We start from the raw sequence: 25944 nt of genomic DNA on the forward strand, positions 1-25944 counted from the left end.
CAAAACCTCAAGGGGCGAAACGCTGCAGGGCGTAAGGGGCGGGGTCCGTGAACGGGGTATCGCCGGTCATCATCTCCGCCAGCAAACGGCCCGTCACCGGACCCAGCGTAAAGCCGTGATGATTGTGTCCGAAGGCAAACCAGAGGCCCTTGTGCCGCCAGCCGCGCCCAATAGCCGGACGCATGTCGGGAAGGCACGGGCGTGATCCCATCCAGGGAGCGGCCTCGATGCGGTGTGCAAGGGGAAGGATTTCCCGTGCAAGCGGTTCCGTGCGGTCAAGCTGAACGGGTGTCGGCCGGCTGTCACGCCGGGAAAATTCAATACCCGTCGTCAGACGAATACCCTGGTTCATCGGTGCAATCAGAAAGCCATTCTCGGCGTCGATCACCGGGTGGTTGAGAATAGCGTTGGCCTGGGTACCGAAATGCACGTGGTAGCCGCGCTTCATCAGGAGCGGTATCCTGTAGCCGAGCGGCCGGAACACGGTGTCAGACCATGGTCCCAGCGCCACCACGACTTCGGGTGCCTCAACGGTCCCGCTGGCGGTGGCGATGCTCCACCGGGTTTGTTCCTGCTTGAGGTTGTGCGCGTCACCGCAAAGAAACAGGCCTCCGCGCTCCGTAAAGAGCTTGGCGTAAGCTTTCACAATGCCGCCCGGATCGGGCACTGTCGCCGCATCGAGCCAATGGATGGCGCCGGTCAGCACGTTGCTGAGATGAGGTTCTCGCTGCTGCAGCGCCTTCGCATCCAGCACATCATAGTTCAGACCAAACCGATGGAGGGTTGCAGCGGTGCGGCACGCCTGTTCGAATGTCCGTTCACTCCGGTAAGCCTCAATCCAGCCGGTCTTGCGCAACAGCGGCAAGACGCCGGCCTGGGACATCAGCGTCTCGTGTTCGATCACCGAGCGTTCGATCAGCGGCCACATGTCGTTTGCCGCCCGTGCCAGCGGCTTTGGCGCGGATTCACGCCAGAAGCGCCACAGCCAGGGTGCGATACGGGGCAGATAACGCCAGTCGAAATGCACGTCCGCGGAGCGATTCAAACCATAGCGCAGCATGACTGAAAGATCGCGGGGGACACCGTAGGGTATGACGCTCGATCGCTCGATCAAGCCGGCATTGCCATAGCTTGTTTCCTCGCCGGCCCCCCGCCGGTCGACCAGCGTCACCGTCCTGCCGCGCTGCTGCAAGTGCAGCGCGATGGAGACGCCGACAATGCCGGCGCCCAGAACGATGACTTCACTTTTATTGCCTGTCTGAGACATCATGTATCCTGGCTGTTCAAATCGCCATGTCGCGGTCGAGTGGAAAGATCGGACGCGGTACATTGCGATAGGGCATCTTGCCGTAGTCCATTGTGCACAGCGCGCCGCTGTCGCAGACAATAATCTTGCCTGCAATGGGTTCGAATGCGGCCCGGAAATGCTGCATCGATTTCAGTCCCACGACACGGTGTGCGCTCGGGTCGATGCCGAAGGCACGGAACTGCTGCAGGTCGCGCATCTGCGACGGTTCGCTGACGACGAGGACGCTGATGCCGTCGATCTGGACGACCGCCGTCAGGCCGAAAGTGAACGCGAGCCCGCCCAGCTGCGGTCCGTCACCGATCAGCTTCCCGTCGCTGAGGTGCAGCAGCTTCGCATGAACCTGCAACGGGTCGCCACCAAAGCGCGAGTCTGTCTTGCCGCCCAGTGATAGTTGAACGACATTGCCAACGGTTGCACGGTGGAGCAGAAGGGCTGTTTCGGGATCAACAATCGGGCCAAAGCAGGCGTCGCCGATCCCCGCCCGGAGCAGGCCGCCAAGCAATGAGGTCGCATCGCCATAGCCGCCTGCGCCGGGATTATCGGCGTAATCGGCAATGATCAGCGGCCGGTCCCCCCGGTAGTTCAGGGCAATGTCAGCTGCCTCTTCCACGCTGTGGAACGTATTCAGCACGTCAAACCGCGATTCCCAGATCTGGTCGGCAATGCCTTCGGCAAACAGTTCGTGCGGAGTGGGATTTCCGTCATAGGTGACAAGCACCGTCGGGCCGACTTCCGGGATGTCGGCATTGGGGAAGGCGCCGTTGATACTGACCGCCAAGGCGCCAGGTGTTCTTTCATGGTCCCGTGCCTTGCTGATCCAGCCGATCATGGGGCCGACATCGGTCCGTCCGGCATTGGCTTCCTCAAGCATCGGCCGGCGGACAAGCAGCGTTTTTGGCCGGATCTCACCCGCCATTGTCCGTTGAAGCAGTTCGCCTGCGTGCCGGGCAATATCGCGCATATCAATGTGCGGATACGTTTTGAACGAGATCAGGATATCGGCATACTCGCACATTTTCGCCGTGACGTTGGCATGCGGATCGAGCGTAACGGCGATCGGCACATCTGGCCCCACCACGGCGCGCAGTCGGGCCAGAAGTTCGCCTTCGCCGTCGGGGGTGAAGTCGGTCACCATGGCGCCGTGCAGGCCAAGCAGGATACCGTCGAGATTGTCCTTTCCGGCCATGGCGGCCCGCACGATGGCGCCGCCGATCCGGTCGAACGCGTCACGTGTCACCGGACCTGCAGGTTCGGCCGATGCACTGACGACATGTTCGATCTTCCAGTCGAACTTGCGGGCGATATCCAGAAAACCTGCGATCTCCGTATTGGCTTGGCCCCGGGCGCGGATAGCCGCATCGCCGTAAAGAACACCTTCGACCTCAAAGGCGTCGTAATCGGTCTTCCGGATGTTGAAAGTGTTGGTCTCATGTGCAAATTCAGCAGTCAGGACACGAAAATTCATGGCGATCTCCTCCAAAACATTGCTTGGCGTTAAACTGGGAAATTGTTGACCGGCGGGGCGTGCAGCCGCGATACGGTTACGTTCGGCTGAACCGCATTTCGCTTACCCGCCCATCGTCACCGCGGCGAACAAGCCAATGCATCTGATAGGCATATTCGGTTGGCAGGCTGTAATGACGGATGTTCCTGTCGGGGTTTTGGCCGTGTTCCAACAGTTGCAGCGTGCTGTTGGTGCAATTCACGCCGCCGCTCGCAATCAGCTGCTGGAACCATCCATTGCCCGACCAGGCTTCCCAGGCTTCCGCCGTGAAGGCTTCAGCCGCAGGGTGGCCGGTCAGGATGGAGCGCAGCAGAATGCGGTCGTTGATCGTCGAGGCCGGATCAGTGTCCTCGATCGGCGCATAGGGTGCCAATGCCGGGTCGACAAAGCCAGCGATTGTCTGGGCGACATGAGCGATGCAAGCTTCCTGAATGTTCGCCAGCACCGCGACGGAAACACCCTGTGCCGGAAAACGTGCGATTTCAGCCCTGAATCCATCCCATGTGCCGCCATGCCTGATCTTGTGATGGCCGCGAATTTCAGTGTTTTCCCAACCGAGGGCATAATTGTTGAAGGCGGGGTAACCATTGTTCAATAGGGTTGGTTCGAACATGACCGAGAGGAGTTCCGGCGGCAGGACCCGCGGCGACTCCAGCTCGATCAGCCAATGGGCAAGGTCGCGTGGCGAGAAATAGAGCCCGCCATCTGCCGTGCGTAGCAATGTTGGCGCGGTCCAATGCCTGCTGGTCAAGGCGCCGGTTTCAATGCTGTGTCCGGCCGCGCGGTTTGGGACAATATCGAACCAGCTTGCCTCGCGGGCTGTGGCCATGCCGATTGGCTTGAACACGCGATCCTTCAACAAGGTGTAATAAGGTTCGCCGGTGATCCGCTCTATGATAATCCCAGCCAGGACGTAGCCGATATTGCTGTATTCGTAGCTTTCACCGGGCTGAAAGACGAGCGGTGACAGCGCCGCCAGTGCGACCAGCTGATCGCTGCTGTAGTCCTGCCATACATTGATCGGTACGACGCCGTCTTGAATAGGCGTTGGCGCGAAAACCTCCGCGAAGTTGCCAAGCCCGCTCGTCATCGAAAGCATCTGTCGAATGGTAATGGCGGACCAGATTGCAGGCCCCTCGGGGATATAGCGGGTGAGCGGGTGATCGAGATCGATGCGGCCATCTCTCGCCAAAAGCAGAATCGCCGTGGCGGTAAACATCTTGGCGGTCGATCCCGACTGGAAAATCGTATCCGGCGTAACCGCAACCTTGTGTTCGATATTTGCCAGGCCGTAGCCTGCAAGATGCACGATCTGACCGTGCTGGACAACGGCGACCCCAAGACCCGGAATCTGTTGTTGTTCTATTTCTGAGTTAAGATAGTCATTCAAGGCACTGGTGAAACTCACAGCACTTTCCTCCATGATATAAGCGGTAGGCGGGGTTCATTGGTGTTGCTGCCGGCCCCTAGGGAACAGCGCTCAACCGTGTATCAATCTGCTGCACGGTCTCCGGCCTTGCCTCGCCGGCCAATGGGTGGTGGCATGCCGCCTGATGACGATCGGTGAGCGGCTGAAGCGGTGGCAGCGTTGTGCGGCAAAGCCCGGATACCCGTGGGCAACGCGCGGCGAAAGCACATCCGGGCGGCGGGTTGTAACCGCTTGGAATTTCGCCCGAAAGCCGCGCAATCGTGCGGCGCTGGCGTGGATCGGGTTCAAAGGTACTGTCAAGCAATGCCCGCGTGTAGGGATGGGCCGGCAGCGCGTCGCTGGGCATGATTTCAACAATGCGGCCAAGGTACATGACAAGGATTTTGTCGCAGAAGTAACGCACCAGGCCGAGATCATGCGAGATAAAAAGATAGGTCAGTCCCAGCGACTCCCGCAGCCGGTTGAGCAGTGCGATGATCTGCGCCTGCACGGAGACATCCAGAGACGCGGTCGGCTCATCAAGCACGACCAGTGACGGGTTGAGCGCAAGGGCGCGGGCAATGCCAATGCGCTGTTTTTGCCCGCCCGACAATTGATGCGGATAGCTGTGCGTCAGCGCCGGGTTCAACCCGACCATCTCAAGAAGCGACGCCACGGTTGCGTCCGCTGATTTGAGTTTTACGCCCTGAACCTTGAATGGTTCGAGCAGTGCATCCCGCACGCGGTATCGGGGATCGATTGCGGAATAGGGGTCCTGAAAGACCAGTTGCATGCGTTGCCGCAAACGGCGCAAATCTGCGCGCGACAGGGACGCCATGTCTATGCCATCGAACCAGACCGATCCCTCGCTGGGTTGGATCAGCCGCAGGATCAGACGTGCCAATGTGGATTTACCGCAGCCGGATTCACCGACAACGCCAAGGATCTGGCCGCGGGCAAGGGTGAACGAGACATCGCTGACGGCATGAAATACCTGGCGTTTTTGAAACAGGCCCGCATTCGTGAAGCGGCGGCTGAGGTGGTCGACAGAAAGAAGATCGCTCATGCTGCGTCCGCCCTATGACAGGCGACGCCGTGATCGCTGATACCGGTCCGCAGGACCGGAGTTTCCTCACGGCATTGATCAGACACGCGCGGGCAACGGGGATGGAAGCGGCAACCGGCGGGATGGGCGGCCGCCGTCGGCACCATGCCGGGAATAGGTTGCATGCTGCCGCGCAGCATATCGCGGCGGGGAATGCAGCGGATCAATGCCTGGGTGTAGGGATGACGCGCGTCCTCGAAGATTGCATTGACCTGCGCGCGTTCGACGACCCGGCCGCAATACATGACCGCGACCCGGTCGCACGTCTGGGCAACGACACCCATGTCATGCGTGATGAGGATCATGGCCAATCCCCGCCGTTTGACCAGCTCGACGAGAATCTGAACTATTTGCGCCTGAACCGTGACATCGAGCGCAGTCGTCGGCTCATCGGCAACGAGAAGTTCGGGATCTCCTGCCAGGGCCATAGCGATCACGATGCGCTGTTTCATGCCGCCGGAGAGCTGATGCGGGTAAAGGGCATAGACCCTGGCCGGGTCCGGAATCCGGAGGTCGGCCATCAGCTCCAGGCTGCGCGCACGGGCAGCGCTGCGATCAAGTCCGAGATGCAGTCGTGCCGCCTGGTCGATCTGCGGCCCGACTGGCATCATTGCATCGAGGGATGTCATCGGATTTTGTGTGATGAGAGCGATGCGCCCGCCGCGCAAGCGGCGCAACTGCCGTTCAGCCAGGCCAACAAGGTCAGTGCCGTCAAAGCAGATCCGGCCCGCCATGACCCGGCCGCCGACGCGCGGCAGAAGCCCCATGATGGCGGTCGCGGTCAGCGACTTGCCGGATCCGGATTCCCCGACAATGCCAAGGATTTCACCCCGGTCGATGCTGAAGGCGACATCGTCGACCGGAGAGAATGCTCCGAAACCGATCTGCAGCCCGTCTACAGTCAAAAGCATGACTAGGCCTCCCTGAGTTTTGTGCGGATATCCAGCGCAGCGATAATCGCGTCGCCGAACAGGTTGAGGAAGATCACCGTGAGTGCCACCGCCAGACCGGGGAGCAGTATCACCCAGGGCGCGATGAAGAGCTGAGCGGTGCCGGAACTCATCATTGCGCCCCAGCTGGGTGTCGGCGGCTGTGCCCCCAAACCGAAGAATCCGAGTGTCGCCTCGAGGATAATGGCATCGCCCGTTGCCAGCATTGCCGCCACGAGGACCGGCGCCAATACATTCGGCAACAGATGGGCAAACAGGATGTGGGTGTGGCCGGCCCCGAGATTGACGGTGGCCTCGACAAAGGTTTCGCCTTTCAAAACCATGACCTGGGTGCGCGTCAGCCGGGTGAACTGAGCGAGATAGGCGATGGCGATGGCAAGCACGACCCCCTGTAATCCCGGCCCGATGATCGCGACAAGCATCAGCGCAATCAGGATTTCCGGGAATGACCAGGTCAAGTCGACCGCGATCATGACGACACGGTCAAAGGTACCGCCGAAGTAGCCGCACACTGCACCGAGAATGAGGCCCGAGAGTACGGAGACGCTGATCGCGGTGACACTGACGGAGAGCGAGGTGCGGGCACCGGTGATCAGGCGCGACAACACATCACGTCCGAATTCATCGGTGCCCATGAGATGGGTCATTGATGGCGGCTGGTTCATGATCGTCAGATCCTGCTGGTCATATGGATAGGGCGACAACCAGGGAGCAAAGACTGCTCCGACGATCAGAAGGAGAAGGTAGGCGGCGGCTATGCTGCCTTTGACCGATGCAAGAGTCTTGATGACGGGCAGTGCATGCAGAGCTTTCATGACCGCACCTCGCGCTGGCGTGGGTCCATTGCTGCCTGGATGATGTCACCGAGCAGTGTGCCAAGAATGACTGCCATGGCCAGCATGAGAAGGCAGGCCTGCACCAGAGGGTAATCGCGCTGGTTCAGCGCCCGAATGAGCAACGATCCCAGGCCTGGACGGGCAAAGACATACTCAATCGTCACGGTGCCGCCGAGGATCCAGCCGATCCGCAGAGCAAGGATGGTCACGACCGGGACCAACGCATGGCGCAAGACGTGGCGCACCTGGATTATTGCAGGCGAAAGCCCCTTGGCGTGCAGCAGCATCACGAAGTCCTGTCTTGCTGTCTCGATCATGGCGATGCGGGTCACCCTTGCCACCAGTGCAATGCCGCCAATACCCGTCGCGATGACCGGGAGGATCAGTGACGTCCAGCCGCGTGCGCCTGAGATCGGCACCCAGCCAAGCCATACGGCAAAAACCAGGATGAGCAGCAGGCCGAGCCAGAAGCTCGGCACCGTAGAGCCGAGCAAGATGAGGCCGCTGATGCCATCATCAAGCTTTGTGCCGTGAAAGCTGGCAGCCAGAACGCCGGCGGCAATACCGGTGAGGGCAGAGAAGAGCAGGGCTGCCCCGCCCAGTTGCAGGCTGTAGGGCAGGTTCTGGGCGATAAGCGCGCCAACTGGGCGGCCTTGGATGATCGATGTGCCGAGATCGCCTGATACCAGCCGCCTCATCCATACGAAATACTGCTCGGCAAGACTGCGGTCGAGGCCGTATTTCGCAGCAATCTGCACCCGCTGCGCCGTGGACGATCCTGCACGCAGGAGATTGTCGATCGGGTCACCCGGAACGAGGTGAATGATGAGGAACACCACCACGGAAACCACGAAGAAGACGGGTACAAGCAAAACGAGCCGCTTCACGATGAACAGAAACATATCACGCCCTCGCTTGGCACCGCTATTGCACGGCTTTCATGTCGACAATGGTTGACTGGCCCAATTGGGGTCCGCGGATTCTCTCGGGGACTTCAAGCAGATCCTTGTTGTAGGCGGTGTTCTGTGCCGGTTCGTGCAGCGGCGCGAACGCATACTGGCTGAGGAGATGCTCCTGGTATTTTTTGAAGTTCGCCACCCGTTCATCCCAATTCTTCGAATGGAGCATGGCAATGTCGTGCAATTCTTCCGACTTGGCGTCGTTCCACATTGCCGAATTTGGCGCAGGGATGTTCTTGGCGCTGAAACACCAGTCAAGGATGTCGGCATTGTTCCAATCGTAGTGGCTTACGACCAATTGGTGTTCGCCCTTGCGAAGCTGGTCACGCAAGGTCGTGTTGTCGAAAGTGACGATCTCGGTTTCCATACCCACCGCCTTGAGCTGGGCTTGAACCACCTCGGCTATGCGTTTGAATTCCGTTTCGGATCTCGTCCAGAATTTGATGCGCAGGCGCTTGTTGTCCTTTGTGCGGATACCGTCGCCGCCCACGGTCCAGCCAGCCGCATCGAGCAGTTTCCTGGCCTTATCCGGATCGTGGCGAATTTCGAATTGAGGATCGACTTTCGATTCCGCCAGGGAACTGATGAGGAATTGATGGGCCTCCCGGCCGACGCCGCTGTAAACACTCTTGAGAACGGCGTTCTGGTCGACGGCCAGCGCTGTTGCCTGACGCATTGTGATGTCGGAGAAAGGTTCGGACCGGCTGTTGAAGATCAGATAGGTAACACCCATTCCCGGCAGGTCGCGAAAGCTCACCTGCTTTTCCTTCTGCAATTGCGGCAGGAATTCATCGGGAACGCTGGAGAGCATGCCGACACCGCCCGTTTTCAGTTCCAGAAAGGCTGTCGATGAGTCGGGAATTTCACGGAGTGTCAGCCGCTTGATGTGCGGTGCTCCCTGGTTTTCCGAGAGCGCGGTGCCCCAGGCATAATCTTCATTGGCAACAAGCACGATCTCCTGGCCAACGACGAAGCTCTCCAGCTTGTATGGGCCCGTACCGATTGCTTCGGTCACCCCGTAGCTGTCGCCAGCCGCCTCGTAGGATTTCGGCGAGGGGATGCCCATGAACACGGCAGCCAGGTTGAAAATCAGGTTGGGTTCGGGACGCTTCATTACAAAACGGACCGTGTGGTCATCAACGGCCTCGACGCGGTCGATCGCAGCTGTCATGTATTCGTTGACGCTGCCTTTATATTTGCCGATCCACCAGACAACCGCGGCAGCATTGAACGGTTCGCCGTCGTGGAATGTAACACCCTGGCGCAACTTGAAGGTCCAGTTCATGCCATCCGCGTCCGTTTCCCAGGATTCGGCGAGGTGCGGATGATAGGACTGATCATCATCCTGCTCGACCAGGCGGTCATAAATCAGATTGGATGCGAGGCTGAGCAGGGAAGCGCGGATCGGATCCTGGTTCGGCGCTCCGGCCTCTGCGCTGCCAAGCACGATGACCGCCTCCGATTCCGCCGCGTAAGCTGGCAGGCCGGATGTCAGGCCGAGGCCGATACCCAAGGTGACGACCGATGCTGATGTAAGGAATTCACGCCGGTTCATGCTATTTCCCCTTTATTGTTTTTCCTTCCCAGTCCCGCCGCATCCGTTACGATTGCGCGGCATGAACAGGGCTTCGCTGATGAAATCGGATTTGATATCGGCCGTTCGCGACAAGCCCGTCGTTTCTTGTGATGATATGTATGGCTGTGCCCGGAGATGCGTTGCGGCACCCATTCTTCATCATGCCTCCCAACATGGTAGAGCGAAGCTAGAATGAAAGAAAACAAACGTCAATTGCTATAATGTTAGAAATCTGTCAATTTATTCGACGGAACGCTGTGAGGAAGAGAATGACTGAATCAGTTCGGGCCAGATTGAGCGAAAGCCTTGCCACTGCCACCAATGCAGAAAAGGCAATCGCCAACTACATGCTGGCAAACCTGAACGGCTTGCCGTTCGAAACATCCGCGACCCTGGCTGCCAAGGTGGGCGTCAGCGAACCCACTGTTGGCCGCTTTTGCCGGTCGCTTGGCTATGCGCGTTTCAAGGATTTGAAGGCGGATCTTCGTGACAACATCGGCGACCGGCCATGGCTCGTCGGCGATCGTCTCAAGGAATTCCGTGAACGTAATCTTGAGGGCGATGGGCTTGCGCGCAGTCTGGATCTCGAAATTGCTGCGCTGGTGCGGATATACGAAGTTGCGCATACGAAAGAATGGAAACGCACGATAAAGCGCCTGGCCGCCATGCCGCGGGTTTTCGTGGCCGGCTTCCAGACCGAGCGCGGCATGGCGCAGTATTTTGCCAACCAGCTGCAGTACCTTCGCCCGGACGTGTTCCTGGCCGATGTCGCGGGCGGCAATTTTCATGAAATTCTCATGGCGCCGCCCAAATCGGCCTGTCTTGTTCTCTTTGAAGCGCGCCGCTATTCGCAACTGGCATTGTCATTGGCCCGCGAGGCACGAAAGGCAAAAATCCCCATCACGTTGATTACCGATGCCTTCTGCGATTGGGGGCACGATCTGGCCGATGAAATGTTCGTCGTTCCGACGGAATTCGATATGTTCTGGGAATCCACGGCGCAGATGGCCAGTCTCGGCAATTTGCTTCTGAACGGTGTTTTCAATGAATTGGGCATTTCCGTCGAAAAGCGCATGAACAATGTTTCGGAACTGCACGGCCGGTTCACGGGCTATGTCGGCGAGTGAGCAATTGAACGGCGGCGCCGACATGGCCTTTGATATGATCGGGTAAAGATCGAACTCTGGCAAAACGAGGTTGATGGGCGTATATTGGACAAGGGTTCAGGTTCGATCCGGTAGCCCTGCCAATGCCAGGTATATCGGTGCATCGTTGCCGCCCATAACTGAATTGGGAGAACTGGTCATGGCGCAATTTCATGTGATTGCTGGTGCAAGCGAGGTTCCTGTCTACCCCCAAGTCCGCCGAATTGGCGTATCCGATATCGTTGCGGCTCTCCGCGAAGGGCTGGATGATTTTTGGGACAAACCGTCCCATTATGTTTTTCTCTGCCTGATCTATCCGATTGTCGGTGTGGTCCTCATGCGGTGGTCCTCGGGTGCCAACACATTGCCGCTCATCTTCCCGCTGATGTCTGGTTTTGCGCTGATCGGTCCCCTCGCGGCTCTGGGTCTCTACGAAATCAGCCGCAGGCGCGAACTCAATCTCGATACCTCCTGGCGTCACGCGTTTGAGGTCCGGCATTCGCCGGCCATTCCTTCCATCATTGCCGTCGGCGTCATGCTGTTTGCAATCTTCATCGCCTGGCTGCTGACGGCTCAATCTCTTTACACGAGCCTTTTCGGTTCCGAAGCACCGGTCTCCATGCGCGCATTCCTCGATCAGGTTTTCAACACGCCGGAAGGCCAGCGAATGATCCTTCTTGGCAATGCGATCGGCTTTGTCTTTGCCGTGGTTGTGCTGTGCACAAGCGTCGTGACATTCCCGCTCCTGCTTGACCGGGATGTCGGCGCATTTGCTGCCGTTCTGACCTCGATAAAGGCGGTCGCCGTCAACCCCGTGACGATGGCATTGTGGGGATTGATCGTTGCGGCACTGCTGGTGGTCGGCTTTTTGACCCTCTTTGTTGGTTTGGCGATCATCATTCCGGTGCTTGGCCATGCCACCTGGCACCTCTACCGCAAGGTGGTGGAACCCCAGCCCATCCTGGCAGAGGCGAAGAAACGTCCGGTCCGCCGGTAAGTTTTCTTGCGGCATCGTGAAGCGCGATGCACCCACGCGAACCGCGTTCTATTGCGCAGTGCCAAAGAACGTCATGCGCGTGAACAAGGTGTAGTGCGCTTCCGAAGTCATCAGGGCAACAAAGACAAGCACCAATACGGGTGGAAGGATCACGGCATAAACCAGGGCCAGTCTTTCCCACGCCATGTGCATGAAGATGGCGACGATCAATCCGGCTTTCAAAACCATGAAGAGCAGGATCAGACCCCATCGCAGGTAGTGCTGAAACCCGAGATAGTCGACCATGTATGAGCAGACGCTCAAAACAAACAACAACCCCCAGACCACCAGATAAAGCTTGATGGGATGCTGTTGATGATCGGTGTGCGTCAGCGCCTGTGTTTCCGAATGTGTCACCGGTTGTTCCATGATCCTCACCACAAATAGAAAAATGCGAAGATGAAAACCCAGACGAGGTCGACGAAGTGCCAGTACAGGCCCATGATTTCGACGATCTCGTAATTGCCTTTGCGGCTGGTGAAAAAGCCGCGTTTTTCCGTATCAAAATCGCCGCGCCAGACCTTGCGCGCTATGATGACAAGGAAAATGACGCCGATGCTGACATGCGTGCCGTGAAAGCCGGTGATCATGAAAAACGTTGAACCGAATTGTGCCGCACCCCACGGATTTCCCCATGGGCGAACACCCTCGGTGATCAGCTTGGTCCACTCGAAAGCCTGCATGCCGACAAAGATCGCGCCGAACAATGCCGTGGTCAGCATGAGGATGGCGGCTTTGCGGCGATCACGCCGGTACCCATAATTGACGGCCATGGCCATCGTCCCTGAACTGCTGATGAGGACAAAGGTCATGATGGCGATCAGGATCAGCGGAATTTCCTTGCCGCCGATGCTGAGCGCGAAGACAGTGCTGGGATTGGGCCAGGCAATGGCAGTGGACACGCGTGCCGTCATGTAAGCGACCAGAAAACATCCGAAGATGAACGTGTCGCTGAGCAGGAAGATCCACATCATGGCCTTGCCCCAGGAAACGTTCTTGAATGCGCGCTGATCGGAAGCCCAGTCGGAAGCGAAGCCGCGCAGGCCGGCCGGCCGGGGAAGGGCGATCTCGGGTTTTGCTTGTGCGGATTGAGACATGGGTCATAGATCCTAGTTGAGCACTTGCCGGCAGATGGCGACGAAATCATTGGCCCAGCCCGCAAACAGGGCAAACAGAACCAGCCATACCACCAGCATGAAATGCCAGTAGATGGTGCACAGCTCGGTACTCAGCCGCACCTTTGCGAGCGCGGCACCCTCCCATACCCTGGACGTTGTGCGGCTGAGGACGAAAAGCCCGCCAAGAATATGCAGGCCGTGCATTCCTGTAATCAGGTAGAAAAAACTGTTCGCAGGATTATCAGCGATGACATAGCCGGCAGTGACAAGCTCCTTCCATGCGAACAGTTGCCCGATGAGAAATCCGGTGGTAGCGGCAAGAGCGGTCACGAGGGCAAGCTTCAAGGCATTGCCGTTGTTTCGTACCACTTCCATCTTCGCCCAATGCAGCGCGGCGCTGCCAATTACCAGCATACCGGTGTTGAGCCATAGAATGCGCGGAAGCGGGATGGCCCACCAGTCCTGCAACCCCATCCGCATGAAGTAGGCGCTGATAAACAGGGTGAACAAGGCGCCGACGATGGCCAGAAAGACGCCCAGACCGATTTTCTCGGTGGCAACGGCAGACCGGGTTAAAACGGGAATGTCATGGATACCATTTGCTTCAAGCCAGGGTTTGGATGACAGGCGCTGCTGCGCCATCCACCACGTGATGATGACGGCAAGGCCGGCCAGGAAAACCAGAATGGTGCTCATGATGCGGGCTCCCTGGAAATCCGGTCGCCATTGGGCTGGTTCTGCGGAATGAAATCCTGCGCGGCGCCTGGAACACTGTAATCATAGGCCCAGCGATAGACCACGGGCAGTTCCTTGCCCCAATTGCCATGGGCTGGCGGCGTCTGCGGCGTCTGCCATTCGAGCGTCGTTGCCCGCCAGGGGTTGCCTCCAGCTTCCTTGCCCCGCCGCAGGCTCCAGGCCAGGTTGAACAGGAAGAGTATCTGTGCGGCCCCGACGATCAGCGCCATGATCGTGATAAATTCATTGAGTGCCTGCACGGATGGCGGAATGAACGCCGTATCGCCCAGTTCGGAATAGCGGCGCGGTACGCCCAGCAGTCCGAGATAATGCATCGGAAAGAAGATGGCGTAGGCACCCACGAAGGTGACGAAAAAGTGCACCCTGCCCAGTGTTTCGTCCAGCATTCGGCCGGTGACCTTGGGATACCAATGGCAGATCGCCCCGAAGACCACCATGATGGGGGCAACGCCCATCACCATGTGAAAATGCGCAACGACAAACAGCGTTTTGGCCAAGGGAACGTCGACCACGACATTGCCAAGAAAGAGCCCCGTCAATCCGCCATTGACGAATGTGACCATGAATCCGAGAGCGAACAGCATCGGCAAGGTCAGATGGATGTCACCCCGCCATAGAGTAAGCACCCAATTATAGACCTTGATCGCGGTCGGTACTGCGATGATCAGCGTGGTTGTGGCGAAGAAGAAACCGAATTTGGGATTCATCCCGCTGACATACATGTGGTGTGCCCAAACCACGAAACTCAGCGCGCCGATCCCCACGATCGCCCACACCATCATGCGGTAGCCAAATATATTCTTGCGCGCATGGGTGCTGATGAGGTCCGAGACAATGCCGAAGGCCGGCAGAGCGACGATATAGACTTCCGGGTGGCCGAAGAACCAGAACAGGTGCTGGAAGAGAATGGGGCTGCCGCCGCCATTCTTCAAATGCTCGCCCATCTCGACAATGGTCGGCATGAAGAAGCTGGTCCCAAGAACGCGGTCGAACAACATCATGACCGAGGCAACGAAGAGGGCAGGGAACGCCAGCAAGGCCATCACGGTCGCCGTGAATATACCCCATATTGTCAGCGGCATGCGCATCAGGGTCATGCCTCTTGTTCGTCCCTGCAAGACCGTAACCACATAATTCAGCCCGCCCATCGTGAAGCCGATGATGAAGAGGATGAGCGAGGTCAGCATCAGGATGATGCCCCAGTCCTTTCCGCCGGGGGTGCCGGAAAGAATGGATTGGGGCGGATAGAGGGTCCACCCCGCGCCCGTTGGTCCACCGGGTACAAAGAAGCCGGCTACAAGCACCAGCACAGCGAGCAGATAAAGCCAGTAGCTCAACATGTTCGCATAGGGGAACACCATATCCCGGGCGCCCAGCATCAGCGGGATGAGGTAATTGCCGAAGCCGCCAAGAAACAAGGCGGTCAACAGATAGATCACCATGATCATGCCGTGCATGGTGATGAACTGGTAGTAGTGTTCCGCATCGATGAAGGAAAGCGCGCCTGGAAAGGCAAGCTGTATGCGCATCAGCCATGACAGGACCAGGGCCACAAAACCGATCGATATGGCGGTCAGTGAGTACTGGATGGCGATGACCTTGGCGTCCTGACTGAACACATAGGTCGTCCACCAGCTCTTCGGGTGGTAAAGTTCGACGTCGGCGACTTCCGCTAACGGAACCGTGTCATCAATACCAGCTGGAATATTGGCCATTCCCTGTTCTCCCGACCTCTAGCGTCCCTTCTCCCCGACAGCGGCCATTCTCATTTTGCCGCCTGAATCTCTCCTGCCGATGCCACCATCTGGGAAAAAGTTTGCTGCTGTTGCAGCCACGTCTGATAGTCTGCCTCGGTGTCAACGACGACCGTCCCGCGCATCTGCGGATGACCAACGCCACAGAGTTCCGCACATAGAACCTCGAACGTTCCCGTTCGCGTCGGGATAAACCAGTAATAGCTGACCGATCCCGGGATCATATCCATCTTGGCCCGGAACTCGGGGACATAAAAATCGTGCACGACATCGAGGGACCGCAGCAGCATCTTGACGGGTTTGCCGACGGGCAAATGCAGTTCACCGCCCTGTATGATGATATCATCAAGGCTGGCGGGATCCTTCTTATTGATTCCCAACGGGTTATCCGAGCTGACATCGCTGGTTTCAGCAGTTCCCAGCCGGCCATCTTTCCCCGGGAGACGAAAGCTCCACAGCCACTGCTGCCCAACCACTTCCACTTCCGTGGCGTCATTCGGGACCGTGATGAATTGGTTCCAGACAAACAGGCCCGGCGCGAGCATGGCAGCGACACCGATGGCAGTTACGGTCGCCAGCCAGAACTCCAGTACCCTGTTTTCTGGCTCATATGCGGCGCGTTTGCCGGGATTGTGCCGGAAGCGGTAGACGCAAAACGCGATGAACAGGACCACGGCGACGAAAACGACCCCGGTGATCCAGAACGTTATAATAATGGTGTTGTCGATATAGTCCCAGTTCGACGCGATAGGCGTCCACCACCACGGGCTCAGCAGGTGAAATAATACCGAGCCGACAGCGATGACGATCAGAATTACCACGACTGCCATTTTCTGCCCTCCCGGCCTTTACTGGGTGTGGACATGGGTCGCATCTTGGGAAAGACAAATCTATTATCTCATGAACGGATAAGACAGGCAATCAGGCCGAAAGAAACGCATGTATAGGCCGTATTCCCACATCTATTCTCCGGACATACTGACTTTATTCACGCTCATTCATTCTCAGCGGGCGGAAGAATTACTTGGAAAACTGTTTCAGATAGGCAATCAGATTGGTGATATCGCCATCATCCTTCAGTCCGGGGAAAGCCATTTTCGTGCCTTTCACCTTGGCTTTGGGATCATGCAGATAGTCACGCAGCGAGGTCTCATTCCACACAAGACCAGCTTTGCCCGCATCCACCATCGATGGTGAATAACTGAAGCTCGCATGTGTTCCTGCTGTTCTGCCAAACAGGCCGTTCAACGAGGGACCTACCTTGTTCGTGTCCGTTTCCGCCACGTGGCAGATGCCGCATTTCTTGAAAACAGCTGCGCCCGCCGTAGCATCTCCCTCCTGGGAGTGCGCTCCGCCAGCGGAAAGGACTGCAACCGACAAGCCGATAAGAAGGATACAATATTTCATGAAACCCCCTCCTGACTGAAATTGTCATCCTGCACACCGGATAAGTCAATCAGCCCAGCAAAGAATTTCCTGCTGATGGCAGCTTTCAAGTATCGGTTCGCTAAAGCTCTTTCATTTGAATGCGCACAACTCCGAATGGATTGAACTTGTACTCGTCTTCCTCATAGCGGGTGTCGTTGGACAGGGCGGCACGGCGATCCGCTACCGCGATTTCAACGCCGTCACGGGCCATCTCGTCGGCGATAGCATCAATGAGAGCAGCAATCTTGAGCTGTTCGGCACTGGTTGATGGCCTTTGATCGTCCGGCCGAACGGTGGTTACAAGCACATCGGGCAGGCCAACCAAATGAAATCCGACGCTGGCCATGCCGTCGATGTCGTCGCCAATAGGCCGGCGCGCAAAGGCCAAACGGCAGGTTCTTGCAAGTGCCATGCCATCCCCGGCCGCCGATGCACTGCGGGCCTGTTCAGCCAGCTCTTTCCATCGGCGTGCGCCATGGGCCACCCCTGCACTCTCGCCTTTTGCGGCAATGGCACCGTGATCAAGCATGTATTGTACAAGCTGCAGGGCTTTTGCCGATGTTGTTACACTTGTTTCCGCTGTCATTGACGGGCCGAGCACGTAGAGGACAGACCCGTGCCCGGCGACCGCTTTTTCGTCGGTGTCCTGATAGCTTTCCGGATCAACGCGATCCCAGCAGACGCTGAACGATCGCTCCATGCGGTCATCGGGTTCATTGCGGGACCCATCTTCATCGGCGGTAAAGCCATCCGCCAGTTTCTGTATGGCGGCGCGGGCATTTTCGACCAGGGCCGGAAGACCGTGCTCACCGCCAAGAAAACAAAGCACATGGCGCGGCGTGTAGCTGGAACGCAGTGCAGCATATGCCGGAAGCCTGTTGGACGCAGTGCTGAGAGAAGGCTTGCCGATGAGGAGACCACCCAAAAAAGCCAGCACACCGCGACGCATTGAATTCATTTCAGTGTCCCTACGTTTGCCAATCAGTGAGCGTGGGCGTTTTAGCAGCACCACGTCCGAAACGCGAACCATAACGCGGACGGTCTGTCCGTTTGCAACTTGATTTTTAACCCCAGTCAATGAACACGATAAGAACGGCGGATATAGCGATCAAAAGACAGAAGGCAGTTGTGACAATTCGGATAAGTCCATGATGCCGGCGAAGCGGAAAATATGCGAGCCAGCATGCCGCAACGAGCAGCATGCATACCAACAACATCCCGACCATCAAGGCGCCAACGTCCATCCTGCTCACCGCAGGGTTGGAGAGTGCTGCAAGATATACTACCGATAACCCAATGGTCATCAAGATCGCGAACACGAGGCTGGAGGCAAAATAGGTAATCCGCGACGCCAGGCTCAGCGGCTTTTGTTCAATCATGGTACCCCCGGACATCCCGCGCTCACTAAACGCCATTCCCACATGTCTAAGCCCGCTGATTTTGCGAAATTTGCGCACCGGTCATGGGATAGAGCCGATCGATGGAGGGCAGACATTGCGCGCCTTTGCGGTTGAGAAAGTCCTGGAAAGCCCGCATTGCCGGCGACAATGTCCGGTCTGTCCGCATGACTGAAAACCACTGACGGCGAATGGGCATACCAGTGACATCCAGCATCACGAGCCTGCCGACTTCCAGTTCGAGCGCGATCGTGTGGGCTGAAATGAAGGCTATGCCCAGCCCCGCCATGACAGCCTGTTTGATTGTTTCGTTCGAGGACATTTCGGTGCCGAGATCATCGATACGTCCCGGCAGTTCGCTCAGGAAGATCTCCAGCGAAATGCGGGTGCCGGACCCGGGCTCGCGGATCAGAAAATGCTCCTGCGCGATACGCTCTTTCGTTATGTCGCGGCATTTGGCCAGGGGGTGATCCGGTGCGGCGATCATTACGAGTGGATGATCGCCAAAAACCGCCGAACGCAGCGGGATATCCTTTGGCGGCCGCCCCATCAGAGCAAGGTCTACTGCATGGCTTTTCAAACTGTCGATGATTTCCGCGCGGTTGCCGATTGCCAGTTTGACGATAATGTCGGGATGGTCCTTTGCGAAAATCGCCATGAGCTGCGGCGCAAAGTACTTGGCTGTCGACACCACGCCCAAGGACAGGGTGCCTACCCGCAAACCCTTGATGGCATCGATTTCGTCGTGAAGGAGCCGTAGTCTTTCCTCGATCATCTGCGCGGCATCCAGAAATGCAAGACCTGCAACGGTGGGGCGAAGTCCCTCATTGGTGCGATCGAACAGGATAATATTCGCATCTTCCTCTGCCAGCTTGAGCTGAATGGTCACGGCAGGCGGCGTCAGTCCCAACGCGTTGGCAGCGGCGACGATTGTTCCATGCTTCTTGATTGCCTGTATCGCCCGTAGCTGTTTGAGATTCAGATTGCGCATTGTGCGAAGTTAATAAATTTTATCTAATACGTAAATATATTAAATTTTACTTAGGTGTCCATCAATGGTCCCTTAGCACCGAAGTCTGACGCAGAACGACGATCAGGCACGGGAGGACGGCCATGACTACGGCGACATTAGACGCCTTTCTTGGATCCTATGCGGAATGTGGCGATCCCTTGCGCGCATCGGTATCCGCGCTGCTGCGCCAACTGGCTTTGACCGCAGTCAAGATTCGCAGCATTGTCAATCAGGGAGCCCTTGGAAAGGCCTTTTCCGGGGGAACCGGTAACAGGAATGCCGACGGTGACCCGCAAAAGGCGCTCGACGTATTTGCCGACGATATGTTTCTCGAAGCGGCACGGCAGTCTCCTGTCGCCCTCTACGGCTCGGAAGAGCTGACGTATCCGGCAGTGCTGAATCCGCGTGCGCCGCTGGCACTTGCAATCGATCCGCTCGACGGCTCGTCCAATATCGACACCAATGTTTCGATCGGAACCATCTTCTCCGTCCTCCCGGTGGCCGGTGACCCGAGCAGCGAGCCTGGCGCATCGTTCTTTCAAAAGGGCGACTGCCAGCTCGCTGCCGGTTTTTTCATTTACGGTCCGCAGCTGGCTCTTGTGGTGACACTTGGCAGCGGTACACACGTTTTTGTCTTTTCAAGCCGGCTTGGAACCTTCGTGCAGGCCTATGAAAGTATCGTCATAGCAAGCCAGGCACATGAGTTTGCCATCAACACAGCCAATTATCGGCATTGGGACGAGGCAGTACAGCTCTATGTCGATGATTGCCTGAAGGGCAGCGAGGGGCCGCGCGAGCGCGATTTCAACATGCGATGGATCGCGTCGCTGGTCGCCGAGACGTACCGCATTCTCATGCGCAGCGGCGTGTTTCTCTATCCCGGTGACAAGCGCAAAGGCTACGGCGAGGGCCGGATACGGCTGATCTACGAGGCGAACCCCATTGCTTTTCTCATCGAGCAAGCGGGCGGAGGTGCGACGGATACGGCGAACCGCATTCTTGATCTGGTACCCCATACCATGCATCAGCGGGTTCCGTTCGTGTTTGGTTCAGCACGGGAAGTGGCCCGGATCGGCCGCTACCATGCCGAACCCAGCAATATTGGCGAGCGAGCACCGCTCTTCAGCAACCGTGGCCTGTTCAGGGCTTGAGGGGAGGGAGATCAATCATGTCAGCAAAGCATCCGATCATCTCCATCACCGGTTCGTCTGGTGCCGGCACCACGTCGGTCAAGCGCATCTTCGAACAGATTTTTCGCCGTGAGCACATCGAAGCCGCCTTCATCGAAGGCGATGCCTTTCACAAATATGACCGCAACACCATGAAGGTGAAGGTTGCGGAAGAAGACAAGAAGGGCAATCCCAACTTTACGCATTTCCACGTGGACGCCAATGAACTCGCCAAGCTCGACGCGGTGTTTGAAGAATATGGTCGCAAGGGAACTGGTCAGACGCGGACCTACATCCATGATGATGCCGAGGCCGAGCAGTACAATACGCCAGCCGGTACATTTACCGAATGGCGTGATTTTCCGCCCAGCACCCTTCTCTTCTATGAGGGACTGCACGGCTGCGCCGTCACGGAAGGCATCAATCTTGCTCGCCATGCGGATCTCAAGATCGGCGTGGTGCCCGTTATCAATCTCGAGTGGATACAGAAAATTCATCGCGACCGCTCGACCCGCGGCTACTCCACCGAAGCGGTGATGGATGTCATCCTGCGCCGCATGCCGGACTATGTCCGTTATATCACGCCGCAATTTACGCTGACGGATATCAACTTCCAGCGCGTACCCATTGTCGACACGTCCAATCCGTTCATCGCCAGATGGATACCGACGCCTGACGAGTCAATGCTGGTGATCCGGTTTGCCCGGCCGCGCGGGATTGATTTTCCGTACCTGCTTTCGATGATCCACGACTCGTTCATGTCGCGCGCCAATTCGATCGTGGTACCCGGCAATAAACTCGACCTGGCGATGCAACTCATCCTGACGCCGCTGATCATGCAGTTGATTGAGCGCAAAAACCGAGCCTCGTGAGGAGAAGACGATGAACACGCAAGCTCTGCTTCAAGACAAGCCGGATACCGAAATCCTTTCAGAACGGGACATGGCGAATGCAATCCGCGCTCTGGTCATGGATAGCGTCCAGAAGGCGAATTCCGGACATCCAGGCATGCCGATGGGAATGGCGGATGTCGCAACCGTGCTGTTCAGGCGTTTCATCAAACTTGATCCGCTGCACCCGCAGTGGCCTGACCGTGACCGGTTTGTCCTGTCGGCAGGGCATGGCTCCATGCTGCAATATGCGCTGCATTATCTTGTCGGCTATCCGGATATGCCCATTGAGGAACTGCAGCGTTTTCGCCAGATCGGTGCAAAAACCGCGGGTCATCCGGAATACGGTCATGCACAGGGCATCGAGATGACCACCGGTCCGCTTGGGCAGGGTATTGCCACTGCGGTCGGCATGGCGCTGGCCGAGCGCATGCAGGCGGCGCGATTTGGGGCGGATATCGTTGATCATCATACCTATGTCATGGCCGGAGATGGCTGCCTGCAGGAAGGTATCAGCCAGGAGGCGATTGATCTTGCAGGTCATTTGAACCTGTCAAAGCTTATCGTGTTCTGGGACAACAATGCCATCTCCATCGACGGGCCAACATCGCTCTCGACGTCTACGGATCAGCTGGCGCGTTTCAAGGCCGCGGGCTTCGACGTGCAGGACATCGACGGTCATGACTTCGATGAAATTGCTGGGGCGATTGCCCATGCCAAGGCCTCTGGACGGCCTTCGCTGATCTCGTGCCGCACCATCATCGGAAAAGGGGCGCCCAATCTGCAGGGCACTGAGAAGACCCATGGTGCGCCACTGGGTGTTGCGGAAATTGCTGCTGCGCGCCTGGCATTGGACTGGCCGCATGAGCCATTCACCGTCCCGGAGCACATCCTTGAGACATGGCGGGATGTTGCCCGCCGGGGTGCGGATGAACGGCGCGACTGGTCGGTGCGGGTATCAAAATCGCCGCTTGGTGAGGACTTCAAGCTGGCGGCGCAGAAACAGGTGCCGGCAACAGTGTTTGAAGAACTTGCCGCGTTTCGCCGCGACCATATCGAGAAGGCCACCAAGGTCGCGACGCGCAAGGCTTCCGAAATGGTGCTTGGTATCGTCAACACCGCTACCGATCTCACGATCGGCGGATCCGCTGATCTTACGCATTCGAACCTCACCGTAACGCCCGGTATGCGCGCTGTTGCATCCGGTGATTTTTCCGGCCGGTACATTCACTATGGGATCCGCGAGCATGGCATGGCCGCCGCGATGAATGGCCTCGCGCTGCATGGAGGTTTCATCCCATATGGCGGTACGTTCCTGGCTTTCGCCGATTACGCACGGGGAGCCATACGCCTTTCCGCCCTGATGGGGCAGCAGGTCGTCTATGTCATGACCCATGACTCGATCGGTCTTGGTGAGGACGGTCCGACGCATCAGCCGATTGAACACCTTGCCATGCTGCGTGCCACACCGGGTATCAACGTATTCCGGCCGGCGGATATTATCGAGACGGCGGAATGCTGGGAACTGGCGTTGAAACACAGTGATCGTCCGAGCGTCATCGTATTGTCCCGCCAGAACCTTGCGATGCTGCGCCCTGGTTATACCGACGAAAACCGGTCGGCTCGCGGCGCTTACGTGCTGCGTGAAACAGCTGAACCGCGTGCGGTCACTCTGTTGGCCACGGGCTCGGAGGTCGAGATTGCCTGTACCGCTGCCGATATGCTGCGGGCGCAACACAAGATCGCAGCGGCTGTTGTTTCCATGCCCTCCTGGGAACTGTTTGAGGCACAGACCCCGGCCTATCGCCGGTCGGTTCTGGCTGCGGCGCCGCGCATCGCTATCGAGGCGGCCGCACGTCTCGGCTGGGACCGCTGGATCGGTGACAAGGGCGCATTCATCGGCATGCACGGCTTTGGCGCCAGCGCGCCGGCGTCGGACCTCTATCGTCATTTCGGCATCACGCCCGAAAAGATCGTTGCCACTGCACGCAAGCTCATCAGCGAGAAGGAGTATTGATGATGGCCCGTATTACACTGCGACAACTGCTCGATCACGCGGCTGAGCATGGCTACGGCGTTCCTGCCTTCAACATCAACAATATGGAGCAGGGGCTTGCCGTCATGGAAGCCGCTGCAGCCTGCGAGGCGCCGGTTATTCTGCAGGCATCCCGTGGCGCGCGCTCCTATGCCAAGGATGTCATGCTGGCGCGGATGATCGACGCGCTGGTGGAATTGTACCCAGCCATTCCTGTCTGCCTGCATCAGGATCACGGCAATGACGAAGCCACCTGCATGACGGCGATCCGGCATGGGTTCACGTCGGTGATGATGGACGGTTCGCTCGAAGCGGATGCGGCGACCCCTGCATCCTACGAATACAATGTCGGGATCACCAAGCGGGTCACATCCATTGCCCATTGGCTTGGCGTTTCTGTGGAAGGTGAACTCGGTGTGCTGGGATCGCTGGAAAGCGGCGAGGCGGAGGCCGAGGACGGGCACGGCGCAAGCGGTGTACTGAGCCATGATCAATTGCTGACAGATCCGGACCAGGCGGTCGATTTTGTGCTGCGTACAAAAGTGGATGCACTCGCAATAGCCTGCGGCACTTCGCATGGCGCCTACAAGTTCACCCGTGCGCCTGACGGTGACATTCTGGCGATGGGCGTGATCGAGGAGATCCACCGCAAACTGCCGAACACGCATCTGGTCATGCATGGTTCGTCATCCGTCCCGCAACCCTTGCAGGACATCATCAACCGGTATGGCGGCGAGATGCCGCAAACCTATGGCGTGCCCGTGGAGGAAATCGAGCGGGGCATTCGCCACGGTGTGCGCAAGGTGAACATCGATACGGATTGCCGGATGGCGATGAGCGGACAATTCCGCAAGATAGCCGCCGAAAATCCGGCTGAGTTTGACCCGCGCAAGTTCCTGAAACCCGCCATGGATGCAATGCGTGATCTCTGCCGGGACCGCTTCGAGCGGTTCGGCACGGCAGGCCATGCCTTGAAAATCAAGGTCGTCGGTCTCGATGACATGGCCAAACGCTATGCAGCTGGCAAGCTCGATCCACAAATCGCCGCAGCGCAGGCTGCTTGAGTCCCGAATGAAACGGAAAGGACCTTATCATGTCAAACAAGTCGGAAACGGTCACGGGAAAGGACCGCTACAGGTCCGGTGTCATGGAATACAAGAAGATGGGCTATTGGGAGCCCGATTATGAACCGAAAGACACCGATATCATCGCGCTTTTTCGCATTACGCCGCAGGATGGCGTTGATCCGATTGAGGCTGCCGCCGCCGTTGCCGGCGAATCATCGACTGCAACCTGGACGGTGGTGTGGACAGATCGGCTGACGGCAACCGAAAAATATCGCGCCAAGGCCTATCGCGTTGATCCTGTCCCCAATGGCGAAGGTCAATATTTCGCTTACATCGCCTATGATCTGGATCTGTTCGAACCGGGTTCCATCTCCAACCTGACGGCGTCGATCATCGGCAATGTCTTCGGATTCAAGCCGCTCAAGGCTTTGCGGCTGGAGGACATGCGACTGCCGGTTGCCTATGTCAAAACCTTCCAGGGGCCGCCGACAGGCATTGTTGTCGAGCGCGAACGCCTTGACAAGTTCGGTCGGCCGCTGCTTGGCGCGACCGTCAAGCCAAAGCTTGGATTGTCCGGCCGCAACTACGGGCGTGTCGTGTATGAAGCGCTGAAAGGCGGTCTGGATTTCACCAAGGATGACGAGAACATCAACTCGCAACCCTTCATGCATTGGCGCGAACGGTTCCTTTACTGCATGGAGGCCGTCAACAAGGCCCAGGCTGCCACCGGCGAAATCAAGGGCAGTTACCTCAACGTCACGGCGGCGACGATGGAGGACATGTACGAGCGTGCCGATTTCGCCAAAGAACTGGGCTCCAACATCGTCATGATCGATCTCGTCATCGGCTATACGGCAATCCAATCAATGGCCAAATGGGCGCGTCGCAATGACATGATCCTGCATCTGCATCGCGCCGGCCATTCCACCTATACACGGCAGAAGTCACACGGTGTCTCGTTCCGTGTGATCGCCAAGTGGATGCGTCTCGCCGGTGTGGATCATATTCACGCCGGAACGGTGGTCGGCAAACTCGAAGGTGACCCTGCAACCACGCGCGGCTACTACGACATTTGCCGTGAAGATTTCAACCCGATGCGGCTTGAAAACGGCGTGTTCTTCGATCAGCACTGGGCTTCTCTCAACAAGATGATGCCGGTTGCGTCTGGCGGTATCCATGCCGGTCAAATGCATCAGCTGCTGGATCTTCTCGGCGAAGATGTCGTTCTGCAGTTCGGCGGCGGTACGATCGGTCACCCCCTCGGCATCGCGGCCGGAGCCACTGCCAACCGTGTTGCTCTCGAATGCATGGTGCTCGCCCGCAATGAAGGCCGGGATATCCTGCGCGAGGGACCGGACATCCTGCGGATGGCGGCCCGCAGCTGTCAGCCGTTGCAGCAGGCGCTGGAAGTCTGGAAGGACGTTTCTTTCAACTATACCTCAACCGACTCGCCGGACTTCGTTCCGACGGCAACAGCAGCCGAATAGGAG

General features: G+C 57.9%; 24 protein-coding genes. 7 read left to right on the forward strand and 17 right to left on the reverse strand.

Features of this window, described 5'->3' with window-relative positions:
• Window positions 1–7: 7 nt before the first annotated feature.
• From C5750_RS15455 to C5750_RS15490, 8 genes are all read right to left on the reverse strand, one after another.
• Window positions 8–1270: an NAD(P)/FAD-dependent oxidoreductase gene (locus tag C5750_RS15455; protein WP_425350467.1), complete on the reverse strand. Its 1263-nt coding sequence runs from the start codon at window positions 1268–1270 to the stop codon at window positions 8–10.
• Window positions 1271–1283: 13 nt separating this feature from the next.
• Window positions 1284–2774 carry a M81 family metallopeptidase gene (locus C5750_RS15460; RefSeq protein WP_105734802.1) on the reverse strand — a complete coding sequence of 497 codons (1491 nt, stop codon included), beginning with the start codon at window positions 2772–2774 and terminating at the stop codon, window positions 1284–1286.
• Between the two features lie 76 nt (window positions 2775–2850).
• Window positions 2851–4221 (reverse strand): serine hydrolase domain-containing protein, encoded by a 1371-nt coding sequence (locus C5750_RS15465; RefSeq protein WP_245421127.1) that lies wholly within the window; start codon window positions 4219–4221, stop codon window positions 2851–2853.
• A gap of 58 nt (window positions 4222–4279) precedes the next feature.
• A complete protein-coding gene (locus tag C5750_RS15470) occupies window positions 4280–5287 on the reverse strand; it encodes an ABC transporter ATP-binding protein (RefSeq protein WP_105734804.1) in 1008 nt (335 codons plus the stop codon).
• Complete coding sequence (locus tag C5750_RS15475; RefSeq protein ID WP_105734805.1) at window positions 5284–6237, reverse strand: ABC transporter ATP-binding protein; 954 nt, start codon at window positions 6235–6237, stop codon at window positions 5284–5286. The genes C5750_RS15470 and C5750_RS15475 overlap by 4 nt, the downstream gene beginning before the upstream one ends.
• Window positions 6238–6239: 2 nt before the next feature.
• Window positions 6240–7091, reverse strand: coding sequence for an ABC transporter permease (locus C5750_RS15480; protein WP_105734806.1), 852 nt, complete (start codon window positions 7089–7091; stop codon window positions 6240–6242).
• Window positions 7088–8014, reverse strand: a complete 927-nt coding sequence (locus tag C5750_RS15485; protein WP_105734807.1) for an ABC transporter permease — start codon at window positions 8012–8014, stop codon at window positions 7088–7090. Before C5750_RS15485 ends, C5750_RS15480 begins: the two co-directional genes overlap by 4 nt.
• A 22-nt stretch (window positions 8015–8036) precedes the next feature.
• Entirely contained in the window at window positions 8037–9626 is a 1590-nt protein-coding gene (locus tag C5750_RS15490) for an ABC transporter substrate-binding protein (RefSeq protein ID WP_105734808.1), read from the reverse strand.
• A 290-nt stretch (window positions 9627–9916) separates the two neighbouring features.
• Between C5750_RS15490 and C5750_RS15495 the strand changes: the two genes are divergently transcribed.
• Window positions 9917–10774 (forward strand): MurR/RpiR family transcriptional regulator, encoded by an 858-nt coding sequence (locus C5750_RS15495; protein ID WP_105734809.1) that lies wholly within the window; start codon window positions 9917–9919, stop codon window positions 10772–10774.
• Window positions 10775–10952: 178 nt separating this feature from the next.
• The gene (locus tag C5750_RS15500) at window positions 10953–11789 is read left to right on the forward strand and encodes a DUF2189 domain-containing protein (protein WP_105734810.1); all 837 of its coding nucleotides are present in this window, start codon (window positions 10953–10955) and stop codon (window positions 11787–11789) included.
• Between the two features lie 48 nt (window positions 11790–11837).
• On the opposite strand, the gene C5750_RS15505 is transcribed toward C5750_RS15500, so the two are convergent.
• The 9 genes from C5750_RS15505 to C5750_RS15545 all read right to left on the reverse strand — a co-directional run bounded on the left by C5750_RS15505 (window position 11838) and on the right by C5750_RS15545 (window position 19272).
• The gene (locus C5750_RS15505) at window positions 11838–12197 is read right to left on the reverse strand and encodes a cytochrome C oxidase subunit IV family protein (protein ID WP_105734811.1); all 360 of its coding nucleotides are present in this window, start codon (window positions 12195–12197) and stop codon (window positions 11838–11840) included.
• A gap of 5 nt (window positions 12198–12202) precedes the next feature.
• On the reverse strand, window positions 12203–12925 hold the full coding sequence (locus tag C5750_RS15510; protein WP_105734812.1) for a heme-copper oxidase subunit III family protein: 723 nt from the start codon (window positions 12923–12925) through the stop codon (window positions 12203–12205).
• A gap of 12 nt (window positions 12926–12937) precedes the next feature.
• Window positions 12938–13642, reverse strand: coding sequence for a cytochrome c oxidase subunit 3 (locus tag C5750_RS15515; protein WP_105734813.1), 705 nt, complete (start codon window positions 13640–13642; stop codon window positions 12938–12940).
• A complete protein-coding gene (locus C5750_RS15520; protein WP_105734814.1) occupies window positions 13639–15417 on the reverse strand; it encodes a cbb3-type cytochrome c oxidase subunit I in 1779 nt (592 codons plus the stop codon). The genes C5750_RS15515 and C5750_RS15520 overlap by 4 nt, the downstream gene beginning before the upstream one ends.
• A gap of 50 nt (window positions 15418–15467) precedes the next feature.
• Window positions 15468–16286, reverse strand: coding sequence for a cytochrome c oxidase subunit II (locus tag C5750_RS15525; protein ID WP_105734815.1), 819 nt, complete (start codon window positions 16284–16286; stop codon window positions 15468–15470).
• A gap of 190 nt (window positions 16287–16476) precedes the next feature.
• Window positions 16477–16863 (reverse strand): c-type cytochrome, encoded by a 387-nt coding sequence (locus tag C5750_RS15530; protein WP_105734816.1) that lies wholly within the window; start codon window positions 16861–16863, stop codon window positions 16477–16479.
• Between the two features lie 100 nt (window positions 16864–16963).
• On the reverse strand, window positions 16964–17842 hold the full coding sequence (locus tag C5750_RS15535) for a hypothetical protein (protein ID WP_105734817.1): 879 nt from the start codon (window positions 17840–17842) through the stop codon (window positions 16964–16966).
• A 106-nt stretch (window positions 17843–17948) separates the two neighbouring features.
• The gene (locus C5750_RS15540; RefSeq protein WP_130502111.1) at window positions 17949–18263 is read right to left on the reverse strand and encodes a hypothetical protein; all 315 of its coding nucleotides are present in this window, start codon (window positions 18261–18263) and stop codon (window positions 17949–17951) included.
• Between the two features lie 46 nt (window positions 18264–18309).
• Window positions 18310–19272 carry a LysR family transcriptional regulator gene (locus C5750_RS15545; protein ID WP_105734819.1) on the reverse strand — a complete coding sequence of 321 codons (963 nt, stop codon included), beginning with the start codon at window positions 19270–19272 and terminating at the stop codon, window positions 18310–18312.
• Between the two features lie 122 nt (window positions 19273–19394).
• On the opposite strand from C5750_RS15545, the gene C5750_RS15550 reads away from it, so the two are divergent.
• The 5 genes from C5750_RS15550 to C5750_RS15570 are packed head-to-tail and all read left to right on the forward strand — an operon-like array spanning window position 19395 to window position 25941.
• The gene (locus tag C5750_RS15550; protein WP_105734820.1) at window positions 19395–20444 is read left to right on the forward strand and encodes a class 1 fructose-bisphosphatase; all 1050 of its coding nucleotides are present in this window, start codon (window positions 19395–19397) and stop codon (window positions 20442–20444) included.
• Window positions 20445–20461: 17 nt separating this feature from the next.
• Window positions 20462–21334, forward strand: coding sequence for a phosphoribulokinase (locus tag C5750_RS15555; protein ID WP_105734821.1), 873 nt, complete (start codon window positions 20462–20464; stop codon window positions 21332–21334).
• A gap of 10 nt (window positions 21335–21344) precedes the next feature.
• Complete coding sequence (tkt, locus tag C5750_RS15560) at window positions 21345–23369, forward strand: transketolase (protein ID WP_105734822.1); 2025 nt, start codon at window positions 21345–21347, stop codon at window positions 23367–23369.
• A 2-nt stretch (window positions 23370–23371) separates the two neighbouring features.
• On the forward strand, window positions 23372–24451 hold the full coding sequence (gene fba, locus C5750_RS15565) for a class II fructose-bisphosphate aldolase (RefSeq protein ID WP_105734823.1): 1080 nt from the start codon (window positions 23372–23374) through the stop codon (window positions 24449–24451).
• A 29-nt stretch (window positions 24452–24480) separates the two neighbouring features.
• Window positions 24481–25941 (forward strand): form I ribulose bisphosphate carboxylase large subunit, encoded by a 1461-nt coding sequence (locus tag C5750_RS15570; protein WP_105734824.1) that lies wholly within the window; start codon window positions 24481–24483, stop codon window positions 25939–25941.
• The last annotated feature ends 3 nt before the right edge of the window (window positions 25942–25944 follow it).

Origin of the sequence: Phyllobacterium myrsinacearum (assembly GCF_002980555.1) — a bacterium.
Lineage (GTDB): Bacteria > Pseudomonadota > Alphaproteobacteria > Rhizobiales > Rhizobiaceae > Phyllobacterium > Phyllobacterium myrsinacearum.